11 protein-coding genes and 1 pseudogene are annotated in these 12,195 nt (G+C 66.5%); 6 read left to right on the top strand and 6 right to left on the bottom strand.

Features of this window, described 5'->3' with window-relative positions; all coding sequences use genetic code 11:
* Window positions 1–232, bottom strand: a pseudogene (locus NA10_RS38950) (cytochrome ubiquinol oxidase subunit I); the annotation flags it as partial.
* A 187-nt stretch (window positions 233–419) separates the two neighbouring features.
* Between NA10_RS38950 and NA10_RS29320 the strand changes: the two are divergent.
* A complete protein-coding gene (locus tag NA10_RS29320; protein WP_084515407.1) occupies window positions 420–1,526 on the top strand; it encodes an ABC transporter substrate-binding protein in 1,107 nt (368 codons plus the stop codon).
* Window positions 1,527–1,738: 212 nt separating this feature from the next.
* Here the strand turns inward: NA10_RS29320 and nrdF are convergent, their stop codons facing one another.
* Together nrdF and mgtE are read right to left on the bottom strand one after the other, a co-directional pair.
* Complete coding sequence (nrdF, locus tag NA10_RS29325) at window positions 1,739–2,710, bottom strand: class 1b ribonucleoside-diphosphate reductase subunit beta (RefSeq protein WP_157556814.1); 972 nt, start codon at window positions 2,708–2,710, stop codon at window positions 1,739–1,741.
* A gap of 116 nt (window positions 2,711–2,826) precedes the next feature.
* The gene (gene mgtE / locus NA10_RS29330; RefSeq protein WP_084515409.1) at window positions 2,827–4,281 is read right to left on the bottom strand and encodes a magnesium transporter; all 1,455 of its coding nucleotides are present in this window, start codon (window positions 4,279–4,281) and stop codon (window positions 2,827–2,829) included.
* A gap of 478 nt (window positions 4,282–4,759) precedes the next feature.
* Between mgtE and NA10_RS29335 the strand changes: the two genes are divergently transcribed.
* The 4 genes from NA10_RS29335 to NA10_RS29350 all read left to right on the top strand — a co-directional run bounded on the left by NA10_RS29335 (window position 4,760) and on the right by NA10_RS29350 (window position 8,835).
* Window positions 4,760–5,425 carry a response regulator transcription factor gene (locus tag NA10_RS29335; protein ID WP_067573723.1) on the top strand — a complete coding sequence of 222 codons (666 nt, stop codon included), beginning with the start codon at window positions 4,760–4,762 and terminating at the stop codon, window positions 5,423–5,425.
* A complete protein-coding gene (locus tag NA10_RS29340; RefSeq protein WP_084515411.1) occupies window positions 5,422–6,726 on the top strand; it encodes a sensor histidine kinase in 1,305 nt (434 codons plus the stop codon). Before NA10_RS29335 ends, NA10_RS29340 begins: the two co-directional genes overlap by 4 nt.
* 16 nt (window positions 6,727–6,742) lie before the next feature.
* Window positions 6,743–7,393 (top strand): histidine phosphatase family protein, encoded by a 651-nt coding sequence (locus tag NA10_RS29345; RefSeq protein WP_218021612.1) that lies wholly within the window; start codon window positions 6,743–6,745, stop codon window positions 7,391–7,393.
* 167 nt (window positions 7,394–7,560) lie between these two features.
* On the top strand, window positions 7,561–8,835 hold the full coding sequence (locus tag NA10_RS29350) for a PucR family transcriptional regulator (protein ID WP_067573725.1): 1,275 nt from the start codon (window positions 7,561–7,563) through the stop codon (window positions 8,833–8,835).
* Between the two features lies 1 nt (window position 8,836).
* Here the strand turns inward: NA10_RS29350 and NA10_RS29355 are convergent, their stop codons facing one another.
* Window positions 8,837–10,063, bottom strand: coding sequence for a lipase family protein (locus NA10_RS29355; protein ID WP_067573727.1), 1,227 nt, complete (start codon window positions 10,061–10,063; stop codon window positions 8,837–8,839).
* Between the two features lie 324 nt (window positions 10,064–10,387).
* On the opposite strand from NA10_RS29355, the gene NA10_RS29360 reads away from it, so the two are divergent.
* The gene (locus NA10_RS29360; RefSeq protein WP_245677990.1) at window positions 10,388–10,615 is read left to right on the top strand and encodes a hypothetical protein; all 228 of its coding nucleotides are present in this window, start codon (window positions 10,388–10,390) and stop codon (window positions 10,613–10,615) included.
* Here NA10_RS29360 and NA10_RS39280 read toward each other — a convergent pair.
* Both NA10_RS39280 and NA10_RS39285 read right to left on the bottom strand, forming a co-directional pair.
* On the bottom strand, window positions 10,589–11,110 hold the full coding sequence (locus NA10_RS39280) for an alpha/beta hydrolase-fold protein (protein WP_281180269.1): 522 nt from the start codon (window positions 11,108–11,110) through the stop codon (window positions 10,589–10,591). The two genes, NA10_RS29360 and NA10_RS39280, sit on opposite strands and share 27 nt — an antisense overlap.
* 47 nt (window positions 11,111–11,157) lie before the next feature.
* A complete protein-coding gene (locus NA10_RS39285; protein ID WP_281180270.1) occupies window positions 11,158–11,643 on the bottom strand; it encodes an alpha/beta hydrolase-fold protein in 486 nt (161 codons plus the stop codon).
* Window positions 11,644–12,195: the final 552 nt, after the last annotated feature.

Below are 12,195 nucleotides of genomic sequence, written 5' to 3' on the forward strand. Positions count from 1 at the left end.
CCGGCGACAGGAACTGCATGCCCGGTCGCGCGAGCTCGGCACGCATCAGCAGGGCCATCAGGCCGCCGACGAGGAAGAAGGACATGGCGGTCACCAAGTACATGACGCCGAGAACCTTCGGGTCCGTCGTGGTGACCATCTTGTAGATGAACGAACCCTTCGGACCCACTCGTTGCGGGTATGGCCGAGCCGCCTCCACTTGACGGACTGGCTGTGGCTCTACGGCAGTCACAAATCCTCCTGAACAGGTGCCTTCTTGTCGTTCGCACGCGGTGGTTCCGGCGTCCGGTTCGGCGCATGACGAACGACGGGGGCCTAGCGCTTCAAGGATCGTAAACCGTGCTCCCACAGGGCTCGCGGGCTGGTCCTACTCTGTGTCGTAATTGGGCCTCGCGGTCGCCGGATGTACGCTGCCAGCCATGCCGGTGCGCGAGTCCGCTTCCACCCGAATCACGTTCGCCTCCACCACCGCCCCGCCGCGCCGTTTGCGCACCTGGGGCGCTGTTCTGGCCGCTACCGCGGTGCTACCGGCGGGTCTACTCGCGGGGTGTGGCAAGGGCACGGACGATGCCATGAGCTCGATCGTGCGCACCACCACCAATATCGCCGGGGCCGGTGTGGTGGGTCTGGAGCGCGATACCCGGACCGCGTGCCCGCTGCCCAGTGCGCCGGACGCGACCTCGGGGACGATCACCGTCACCCATGCCGCCGGGACCAGTGAGGTGCCCGCCGATCCCAAACGCGTTGTGGTGCTGTCCACCGCCGCGCTGGACGCGGTCTGCGCGCTGGGACTGTGGGAGCGCGTGGTGGGTGCGGCAACGGTTTCCGGACCCACCGCACAGCCCTCCTACCTGGGCACGGGCATCTCCGAGGTGCCGGGGGTCGGTATGGTCGGCAGTCCGGATCCGGCGAAAGTGGCGGAGCTGAAACCGGATCTGATCCTCGGGGCCGCGAGCGACCGGGGAATGTACGACGCGCTGAAGGGGATCGCCCCGACCGTGCTGACCGGTTCGGACAATGGCTGGCAGGCCGAATTCACCGGTTACGGCGCGGCGCTGGATCGCAAGACCGCCGCCGTCAAGGCCCTGGAGGACTACCGCACCGCGGCCCGCGACACCGGAAACGCGGTGGCCGCCAGCCTGTCTCAGGCGTCGGTGCTGCGCTTCGATCCCAAGGCCATCCAGGTGCAGGGCAACAACAGCTTCGCCGGGCTGGTGCTCGCCGATGCCGGTGTGCAGCGCCCGCAGTCCCAGCGCGGTGACTCCTTCGATGTCGCCGGCCTGGACGCCGAGGCCGATCGCAACAAGATCGAGGGCGACATCATCTATCTGATGTTCGACGGTAAGGACGGCCAGAAGAACGCCGAATCGCTGATGCACGGCGATGATTGGAAGTCGCTCAGCGCGGTCAGCGATCGCCGGGAATTCGTTGTGGAGGACAGCATCTGGCACGGATCGGGCGTCACCGCCGCCCGCGCCCTCCTGGACGATCTGCGCAAGTCCCTCAATGCCTATGTGACGGACTGAATTTCGGCGCGACCACAACATACGAGAGCCCGGCATCCTGGATAGGATCGCCGGGCTTCGCTCTTGAATATGGGACGCGACAACTGATTTCGCGAGTTCGGGGTAGCTCCAGGGGTACGCCCGAAATCGGTGCCGCACCAGAACGCCACCCCGCGTCGTCAACGTAATACGGCTCTCAGCCGGCCGCCGAAGTCACGGAGAGGTGGGACGGCTCAGAACTCCCAGTCTTCGTCTTCGGTGTTGACGGCCTTGCCGATCACATAGCTCGAACCCGAGCCGGAGAAGAAGTCGTGATTCTCATCGGCATTGGGTGAGAGGGCCGACAGGATCGCCGGGTTCACATCGCACTCGTCCTTGGGGAACAGACCCTCGTAGCCGAGGTTCATCAGCGCCTTATTGGCGTTGTAGCGCAGGAACTTCTTGACGTCCTCGGTGAGACCGACCTCGTCGTACAGATCCTGGGTGTACTCGACCTCGTTCTCGTACAGCTCGAACAGCAGCTCGAAGGTGTACGACTTGAGCTCATCGCGCTCGGCCTGCGAGACCAGCTCCAGACCCTTCTGGAACTTGTAGCCGATGTAGTACCCATGCACGGCCTCATCGCGAATGATCAGGCGGATCATATCGGCGGTATTGGTGAGCTTGGCCCGCGAGGACCAGTGCATCGGCAGGTAGAAGCCGGAGTAGAACAGGAAGGACTCCAGCAGCGTGGAGGCCACCTTGCGCTTGAGCGGATTCTCGCCGTTGTAGTAGTCCAGCACGATCTCGGCCTTGCGCTGCAGGTTCCGATTCTCCTCGGACCAGCGGAAGGCTTCGTCGATCTCCTTGGAGGAGCACAGGGTGGAGAAGATCTGGCTGTAGCTCTTGGCGTGCACCGACTCCATGAACGCGATGTTGGTGTACACCGCCTCCTCGTGCGGGGTCAGCGCATCGGGAATCAGGCTGACCGCGCCGACCGTGCCCTGGATGGTGTCCAGCAGGGTGAGACCGGTGAAGACCCGCATGGTCAGCTGCTTTTCGCTGGGAGTCAGCGTGGCCCACGACGGAATGTCATTGGAGACGGGTACCTTCTCCGGCAACCAGAAGTTACCGGTGAGCCGATCCCAGACCTCCGCGTCCTTGTCATCGATTACGCGGTTCCAGTTGATCGCCGATACCCGATCAATCACCTTCGTTACACGCATGGTCGTGTGGTCCACGGTCATCCTCTCAACTCACCCATCCTCGTGGCTTGAACACTACTACTGGGGGAGGGTCTCATTGCGCAGCACAAGACCTTGTGTCTTCAACCGTCCGCTGATCAGATGCCGAGAACCAATTTCGCTGTCATGAAATAGATCACGAGTCCGGTCGCGTCGACCAGAGTCGTCACCATCGGGGCGGAGATCACAGCCGGATCGATGCGCAGCTTCTTCGCCAGCAGCGGCATGGTGCCGCCGATGGTCGCCGCCCACCCGCAGATGACGATCAGCGTAATACCGACCACCAGGCCGATTTTCGCGCCGACGAAGAGTGCGGCGATGACCATGCCGACCACGGCGAGCATACTGCCGAGCAACAGCCCCACCCGGCATTCGCGCCAGATCACCTTGAACAGGTCCGAGACGCGCACCTCGCCGACGGCCAGGGCGCGCACGCACGTCGTCGCCGCCTGCGCGCCCGCATTGCCGCCCGCGCCGATGAGCAGTGGAATGAACAGCGCCAGATGCGCGGCCTGCTCCAGGGTGCCCTCGAACATATCGGTCACGGTGACCGTGAGCGTGGCCGCGACCAGCAGCAGCATCAGCCACAGGGCGCGGTAGCGAGCCAACTGGAAGACCCCGGCGGCCATATAGTGACCGGCCCACGGCGTGGTGCCCGCCTGGCGCGCCACATCCTCGGAGTCGGCGGCCTCGATGACCTCGATGGCGTCGTCGATGGTGAGCAGACCGACCAAGCGGTTCTCGCTGTCCACCACCGGCAGGTTGATCAGGTTCGCGCCCTGCATGAGCCGGGCCGCCTTCTCCGCCGAATCGGTGGCGCGGGCGAAAACCGGCTCGGAGACAACGAGATCCGCGATCATCGAGTCCGGCGAACTCAGCACCAGCTCGCGCAGTTCGACAATGCCGATGAGGCGGCGGCCCGCGTCCACCACGGGCAGGGTGTAGACGGTTTCGGCGTTCGCGCCCTTGGTGCGCACCGTCTGCAGGGCGGCCGACACCGGCAGATTACGCGGCAGCGCAACGACTTCCGGCGTCATGTAGAAGCCGACCGAACCCTCCGGATAGCCCAGCAGCAGCGCCGTCATCCGGCGCTCCTCCTGACTCAGCCCGGCGAGCACCTTCTTGGCGACCTTGGCCGGGGCCTCACGCAACATGCGGGCGCGATCGTCGGGATCCATCTCCTCGACCAGATCGCGGAAGCTCTGATCACGCAGACCGGTCAGAATCTGCTGCTGATCGACGGGCTCCAGCTCCTCGAACACATCGAGGGCGCGATCCTTGTCCAGCAGACGGAAGGCCATACCGGCCTCGACGGCGTCCATGCGCGCCAGTTCGTCGGCGATGACGTGCGGCGGATGATTGTCCAGCCACTCCAGGGTCGCGGCCAGATGATGGCAGTCGACGATATCGCGCAGTGAATCACCCTGTGCGCGAAGGGAATCGCGGCCGGTGGGCAACGAATCACGCTCGTCGGAGAGCGTGCTGTTACCGGTATCGGGCAGCGCGAGAACAGTGGGCAGCGTCGGAACGACGGGCAGATCGGTCTGCGTCATGGCGGAACACCTCAGCCGGGTGGCGAGTCAGGGGTGAACGGATGGAAACACCAGGTCACACCGCGAGGCACCGACCCCGTCGCAGCAGCGAACTACCGGGAATACGAGGGGGTGGCGCCGCGCGGCCTTCGACTGGGGGGCTCGCTACGCATGCGACCCACCTCCTCGAAGCCGTCGTGCACCGATAAATTCACCCGCGGGTCGCGGGCTCTGCCTGCCGCATCGGGGTATTTCCCCCGCATACGACACAAAAGCGTCCCTGTGCAGGATACAGGCCGGTGGCCCGACCCGCCCGGGCGGTGTAGCAACACACCGCACCGAGCACCCGGAGGGGTGGAACGGCCTCGACCCCGTCGGCTATTCCGTGAGAGAGTCGGGGGGCGGGAACTGCGGCGGGGATAATTTTCCGATCATTTCTCGGTCATGCGGGCGCCGGACGCGTTGGGCGGCCGTCCGAGTTGGCCTACTCTCTGGCTCTGTGCGTGTTTTGGTGTTGGAGGATGATCAGCAACTCAGTCGCGAAGTGACCGATGGTTTGCGCTCGGCCGGGTTCGCGGTGGACCTCGCCCACGATATCGCCGACGCCGATTTCAAGATCGCCATCAATCGCTACGACTGCCTGGTGGTGGATCGCGGACTGCCCGACGGCGACGGCCTGGATCTGGTCGCCGGGGCGCGCCGGGCCGGGCACACCATGCCCGCGCTCATGCTCACCGGCCGCGACGGACTCGATGATCGGCTCGCCGGATTCGAACAGGGCGCGGACGACTATCTGACCAAACCCTTCGCGCTGCCCGAACTGGTGATGCGGGTGCGGGCGCTGTGCCGCCGGCGCGAACAGCCCACCGCATCGCGAATCGCGGTGTCGGACATCGATATCGACCTCATGCGCAGGCGGGTGACTCGCGCCGGCATCATGCTCTCGCTCACCCCCAAGGAGTTCGCGGTGCTCGAACTCATGGCGACCCGGCGCGGCAGCGTGGTCACCCGCACCGATCTCATCGAATGCTGCTGGGACGAGATGGCCGAGCCCGCATCGAATGTGGTGGACGCGGTGGTGGCCAAACTGCGCCGCAAACTCGGGGAACCGTGCGTGATCGAAACCGTGCGCGGGACAGGGTTTCTCATCGGCGAACCGGCATGAGTTCGCATCGTTCCCCGGCGGTGGCGCGGCTGCGCCGGGCGCGCTGGATGATGACCGGATTGGTCACCGTCATCACCGCCACCGCCGTCCTGGTACTCGGATTCATCGCCGCGACCATCGATTCGCATTCGCGGGCCATCGAGGCCGACCGGCAGGTGGAGAAGGTGGCGTTCGGGCTGGCCCGCGCCGTCCAGCACGATGAGAAGAACGCGCTGGACCTGTCCACCATCGTGGACGACGAGTTGGCGCAGGGTTCCACCGCGGTGGTCGTGCTGGTGCGCGAGCAGGGCCAGCCGTGGAAGCAGTCGCACACCTATCAGCGATCGCTCATGCCCGCCGACAGCGATATCAGCACCCTGGCCACCCAGGTCGAGGACAATTCCGAAGGCACGCTGTACAAATCGCTGCGCCGCACCGCCACCGACATCACCGGCCGCGCGGTTACCGTGGTGGGAACGCCCGTGTACTGGACGGATTGGGACAATATCGTGGTCGTCCTGGCCGCGGACCAATCCATGGACAATCCGGATCAGCATCGAATACTGGTGTGGGCCTTGCTGATCGGCGGCCTCCTGCTGGTGGCCGCCTCCACCGCCGCCGCCTATCTGCTGTCCGGCCGCAGTCAGCGCCAGGCCCTGCGCATGCTCGACGAACACGAACAGTTCCTCGGCGACGCCGCCCACGAATTGCGCACGCCGCTGGCCACTTTGAAGCTGCTGACCGAATCGCGCCCCGAACCCGAGGAGGTTCAGCAGACCCTGGACGAGGCCCGCAAGCTCGCCGATCGCATGGCCCGGCTCGTCACCGGTCTGCTGGCCCGCGCCCGCATGCAAACGGGCATAGCCGAACCCGAACGCACCCTGCTGCGCCTGGATCAGCTCGCCGAGGCCGTGGCCGAGGAAGCCGCCGACCCGCGCATTCTCGTCACCGCGCACCCCGCCGTGGTCGTCGGCGATCCCCAACTCCTCGGTCTGGCCATCCGGAACATGCTGGAGAACGGCCTCACCCACGGTGCGGTCAACCGCGCCGCCCCGGTGGAGGTCCATATCGCCGAGGGCCGGGTGAGCGTGCGGGACCACGGTCCCGGCGTCGATCCGGTCATGTCCGCCAGCCCCTTCGACCGGGGCTCGGCCGGGCGCACCGGCCGCAACGGCATCGGGCTGGCCCTGGTCGCCTGGGTGGCCCAGGCCCACGGCGGCAATGCCTCCATCGAACCGGCCGTGGGCGGGGGCACCATCGCCACGCTGTGGCTGCCCCCGGCCGATATCACCGCCGGGTCACCCACCGGCGCGCGGCCGTAGCTCATAGGCTACGACCGTGGCACTGCAATCACTGACGATGATCCGGCACGGGGAGAGCGCGACCAATGCCGCGGCGGCGCGGGCCGAACTCTACGGCTCGGAGGTATTCGGCAGTGGGACAAGGGATCCCGATGTGCCGCTGACCGAGCTGGGGCGGGTGCAGGCGGCGGCGGTCGGAGCGTGGCTGGGACGGGCCGAGCGGGAGTGGACGGTGTGGTGCTCACCGTATTCGCGGGCTCGCGAAACCGCCGCCATCGCCCTGGGATCGGTGGGATCGCCGCGGGCGCGGATCGACGAGCGACTGCGGGATCGGGAGATCGGGAATCTGCACGGGCTCACCGAATTGGGCTGGCGGCGACGGTATCCGGAGGAGTTCGCGCTGCGGGAGAAGCTGGGACGGTTCTACTATCGACCGCCGGGGGGTGAGTCCTGGGTCGATGTGGCATTGCGGCTGCGCACGCTGCTGGCCGAGTTGGACGGCCATGTGCTGGTGTTCGCACACGACATCGTCGTGGTGATGACGCGGTACGTGCTGGAGGGGCTGGACGAGGCGGACATTCTGGAGATCGAGCGGGGCAAGATCGACAATGCCTCGATCAGCCGGTGGGAGCGTTCGGGGACGGAACTGATCCGCATCGGGTACAACCAGACGGCGCATCTGGGCTAGTGCCCGCTCCCCCGGGTGCCACGGGCACCAGTTGTGAGATGTCACCGAACCGCCGATGCGGAATTGCGGCGGATCACAGCTAGTGGCCAACCTCCCCCTCTCCGGCCCATCGTGCGTTAGCGTTTCGTTACCGGAGGGCCTGCCCCCGGTGGGTGGAAGGAGCGCCGATGGCCGTCGATATTCCGGCCCGCGCCGGATTGATCATCTCCGGCACCCCGATGTCCTCACCACTACAGGACGTCGGCCCGCTGGCCCGCCATATGGTCGGGCATTTCGTCGAGACGGTGGCGCCGTGCGGAACCCTGCCCGGCGACGCCATTCACGGCGATGTCACCATCATCACCCGCATGTGCCTGGAGCTGGCCGTGGGCATGCTGGACGGAAAGGACCTGCCGGAGAAGACCAAACGACTCGAGGAAGCCGCCGCGCAATGGGCGCGCGAGGGCATCCCCATCGACACCATCCACCACGCCATCCATGAGGGATTCAAGATCGGATCCGATCTGGTGATGGCCAATGCCATGTCCCGGCATCTGCGACAGGACAGTCCGAACGGGGATGCCGAACTGGTGATCGCGGCCGCGGATATGGACAACATCCTGGGTGGCGCCGCCATGGTGGTGGAACTGCTGGACCGGATGACCTGCGCGGTCTCACTGGCCTACGTGCGCGAGCTGCGCTCGGTGGTGAGTGAGCATCACACCGCGGTGCACACCCTCACCTCCGCACTGCTCGGCGGGCACAGCACCTCCACCATGGCGCGCGAATGCGGCATCGAGATCGCCGAATCGTATTACGTTCTCGCCGTGTCGATTCCGGAGCATCCGGAGGAGCACTCGCCCACCGTGGAGGGCGCGGTGGTGGCGCGGCGCAAACTACGCCGGCTACAGGCCGAACTCGCCACCGGATACACCGCCAAGGTGCTGTCGCTGCTGAGCGTGGACGGCGGGACGATTCTGGTCCCGGGCAACGCGCTCGCCGATGAACAACTCGACGAACTGATCGAGCGGCTCTCGCGGGCCGCGCGGGTGCCGATCGCCGCGACCATGATCCACGCTCCGGCACAGGGGATTCCGGACGCCGCCGATCAGGCGCATGAACTCCTGGACATCGTGCACCGGCTGCGGCTCACCCGCGGGCTCTTCCGCTTCGACGAACTCGCCCTGGAATATCAGCTCACCCGGCCGGGGCCGGGACGCGACCATCTCGGCTCCCTGCTCGATCCGCTGGACCTGCATCCCGAACTGCTCGAGACGCTGCGCACGCACATCAGCAACAATCTGAATCGGCAGCGCACGGCGCGAATCCTGCACGTGCACACCAATACCGTGGATTACCGGCTCAAGCGGATCGGGCAGTTGACGGGCTTCGACCCGACGCAGGCCGCAGGTCTGTGGTACCTGCGGTCCGCATTGGTCGCCCGCACCTATCAGGCGGGTTGAGCTAGGCGCAATTGCTCACCACCGGTGCGCCATTGAGCCGCGCGTCCAGCCAGGACAGCGCGGCGGGCAGGCCGAGCACCGCCGCCGTCAGATGATCGGGCACCGGCTCCTGTTCGGACCACACCGGCACCCCGGCGGCGCAGTAGCGGTGCATGGTGTCGACCACCGCATCGATCGGAATGAGTCCGTCGATCGGCGAATGCCATTCGAACACAGGCATATTCGGCACACCGCTGTACAACTGGAGACTGTTCTCCTCCACCACCGCGCGCGCCTGCGGATCCTGCGTCATGACGGTGGTCTTGGCGACATCCATCGCGCCCACCCCGGCGCCGGCGGCCAGGATGTCGTTGGTGCAACTGTTGGCGAGCTTGTCGCGAATGGCCAGGCCGCGGTCGTTGAGTTGCGAGCTGAGCGGGAAACGCTCCGGATACTCGCGCTCGAGCCCCAGTCCCGCCGCCATGGCCAGACCGAAGGCGGGATGACTGCCCAGCCCCATACCCTCCAGCATGGACACCAGGTTCATCGGGACACCGCCCATGGCCGCGCCCGCCAGGTGCAGTTCGGGGGCGTAGGTCGGGGCCAGCGCCGCCGCCCACGCGGTGGCCATACCGCCGCCGGAATATCCGGCCATGGCGACGGGGCTGTGCTGCACCTTCAGATCGGGGACGCGCTGGGCCGCCCGAATACCGTCCAGGGTGATCTGACCGCCGAGTTTGGCCGCGCCATAGGCGAAATGGGGGCCCAGGTGATCGGGGAGCGCCAGACTCCAGCCGCGTTGCAGCACCACATTCCAGGCGGGGGCCTCGCGCACCATCAGATTCGGATCATTGGTGTAGAGCACCCGCGAGACCGCGCACTGCGCGCCCAGGCCATTGATGATCTGCTGTAGCGACAGCAGTGGCGCGTCCGCGCGGCGATTGCGCGGTGACAGCACCGTGGTGGTGGCGGCGATCGGCCGACCGGTCGAATTGGTGGAGCGGAATTCCACCAGGGTGATATCGGTGTCCGGGAATTCGGCCAGCGCGGGCATGGGCCGCACCGCCAGCACATCACCGGGTTGATGGTTGCCGATATCGGTGGGTGCGGCGTAGAACGGGTCCGGATCCGCGATCGGATAGACCGGTCCGGCGGCGGACACCGCCGGGGTGACGGCGAGTACGGCCACCGTCAATACCGTTGCGCGCAGCCGTATTCGGTGCGCGCGGCCGTGTAGTCGAATCCTCATCCGGTGTATTCCTCTCTCCGGCTGTACCCCAGGATCTCCCAGGGCAGCGTAGAGGGGAATCGGGCGGAAAAGCGAATGTGCGGTAAACCTTCCGACAGATCACAAAGCCACTCGAAACCTGCTGTGAGCACAGAGCATTCCTGCTGTGAGCACAGAGCATTCCAGTTCCGACAAATGACAAGGAGAGTCGTGGCGCACTTGTGAACCTTCCAAGGGCCGCGCCGAAGCGCCCACCCATGCAACAGGTTCCAGTTACGGTCGGTTACAGGAACCATCGGATGGGAAGTACCGCAGATGACCAGTACCGAGAGCACAGTCGGCCCCGTGAGCAAACCCGTCTACGACAGCTCCGGCGAGGCGCTCACGCACCGGATCACCGTCTACCTCGGCGGGCCGGACGGCGGGGCCGAACTCGCCATGGAATACGCCGCCACCTGGACCGAGGCCACCCGATTCACCGCCGCCGCGGTGCGCGCGGGACTCATTGTCACCGTGGACGGTCGCATTCGCCCGGGCCTGCGGCGGCTACCGCGGAACGGACTGCGGCACTAGCGCGGTCGCCAGGGTCCGCCAGGCCGGGGCGAGTTGGGCGGTGAAATCCGCCCAACCGTGAATACCGGTGTCCTCGTAGCTGACGGTGGCGGGAATTCCCAAGTCGCTCAGGTGTTTCGCGAACTGTTCGGTGCACACGCGGGCGCCCGCCTCCAGGGCGATGCCGCCGCCCGCCTCGCGCAGGGCCGTCACCGGGTCGGCGGCCCGGGCCACCTGGGTCAGATCGGGCACATTCGGGATGCCCGACGCGGCGGAGAGGTGAATCACCGTGCCGCGCAAGGCTTCCGCGCCGAGCGTGCTGTCGTGGGTGCGCCAGTCCCGAGTGCCCGGCGGGCCCCACAGATTGACCACATTGCCACCCCGCGAGGCCACGGTGAGGGTGGTGACGGCCGCGCCGGTGTCATCCACGGTGGAGTAGCAGCCGCTCATTCCCGCGACGGCCCGGTAGAAACCCGGATGCCGATGCGCCAGCATCATCGCGCCCTGCGCGCCCATGGAGACGCCCGCGACGGCGCGACGGCCGTCCGAGTTCAGATAGGGCTCTATGGCGCGCCGGGCAGTTCCGAGGTCAGGAAGGTTTCCCAGCGATTCCAGCCCAAAACGGCATCGGGGCGCTGCCAGTCGCTGTACATACTGCCGGTGCCGCCGGACGGCAGCACCACATCGACCGGTTTGTCGGCGAAGAACTCGGCGGCATCACCCTTGGTCAGCCAATCCGAAACCTGTTCGGCGTCAACGCCGTCCAGCAGATAGAGGGTGGGGCGCGGGCCGGTACCGCTGCCGTGCAGGACATCCACCGCGACGGGGCGGCCCATGGCCGCGGAGTCCACGGAGACGCGATCCCAGTGCGGTCCGATCGGCTCCACGCGAATCACGTTGGACCGCAGCGCGACCGGTGCGGCCGTGCGATCCTGCGGGCCGCCCGGCAATCCGACGGCCAGGGTCAGCGCGACGGCCACCCCGACCCCCAAGCGACGCAGCAGCGCACCCGCACAGCTGCTATGCGTTCCGATCGTTCCTGTTGCCATCGCGGCTCTCCTCACTGCCCCCGCATGCCCGAAAGCTGATGGCGGAAACCCGTCGAGCGGCTGCGAGGTGCGCCACTCGACGGGTGGATAGCCGGCGAACGCGGCACGCGCCGCGCCGGTATTCCGATGGGATTTGCGCAGTTGGTCCTTTTCGCGAGGGCAGGAAAGGACCCGACTCACCTCCAAAACTCTTGTCCCGATGCGGTTTTCCGATCACGGAACCGGCCGCGCAGCACCTTATGTCCGATGCCGTGACCGAGCCGAGCGTATCCACCACGACGGCCCCGGCGCATCGGTGCGACCCAGGTTCTGGAGACCTCACAACGCGATCGAGGGACCACCGGTGCAAGCCACAGTGCGACCGCCGGCCCACGGCAACCAGCAAGTCACAGACTTCTGAAAAGATTCAGAAGTCGGGCTGTATGGTTGATGTGCACGGGCCGGCAGCGGGGGTTCACGCCAGTGGCGGGCATCCGAAACAGACCGAGCAGAGGGCCGAAATGCGAAGGGCGCTCGCGGTTTTCACCGGGAGCGCCCTTCGTGGTTCAGGGG

It is taken from the genome of Nocardia acidivorans NBRC 108247 (assembly GCF_001625085.1).
Taxonomy (GTDB): Bacteria; Actinomycetota; Actinomycetes; order Mycobacteriales; family Mycobacteriaceae; genus Nocardia; species Nocardia acidivorans.

What these genes read in the sequence shown, in the direction of transcription:
- NA10_RS29340 (WP_084515411.1), top strand. Translation starts at nt 5,422, where the DNA reads ATGAGTTCGCATCGTTCCCCGGCGGTGGCGCGGCTGCGCCGGGCGCGC.
- NA10_RS29350 (WP_067573725.1), top strand. Translation starts at nt 7,561, where the DNA reads ATGGCCGTCGATATTCCGGCCCGCGCCGGATTGATCATCTCCGGCACC.
- NA10_RS39285 (WP_281180270.1), bottom strand. Translation starts at nt 11,643, where the DNA reads ATGGCAACAGGAACGATCGGAACGCATAGCAGCTGTGCGGGTGCGCTG.
- mgtE (WP_084515409.1), bottom strand. Translation starts at nt 4,281, where the DNA reads ATGACGCAGACCGATCTGCCCGTCGTTCCGACGCTGCCCACTGTTCTC.
- nrdF (WP_157556814.1), bottom strand. Translation starts at nt 2,710, where the DNA reads ATGCGTGTAACGAAGGTGATTGATCGGGTATCGGCGATCAACTGGAAC.
- NA10_RS29355 (WP_067573727.1), bottom strand. Translation starts at nt 10,063, where the DNA reads ATGAGGATTCGACTACACGGCCGCGCGCACCGAATACGGCTGCGCGCA.
- NA10_RS29320 (WP_084515407.1), top strand. Translation starts at nt 420, where the DNA reads ATGCCGGTGCGCGAGTCCGCTTCCACCCGAATCACGTTCGCCTCCACC.
- NA10_RS39280 (WP_281180269.1), bottom strand. Translation starts at nt 11,110, where the DNA reads ATGGGCGCGCAGGGCGCGATGATGCTGGCGCATCGGCATCCGGGTTTC.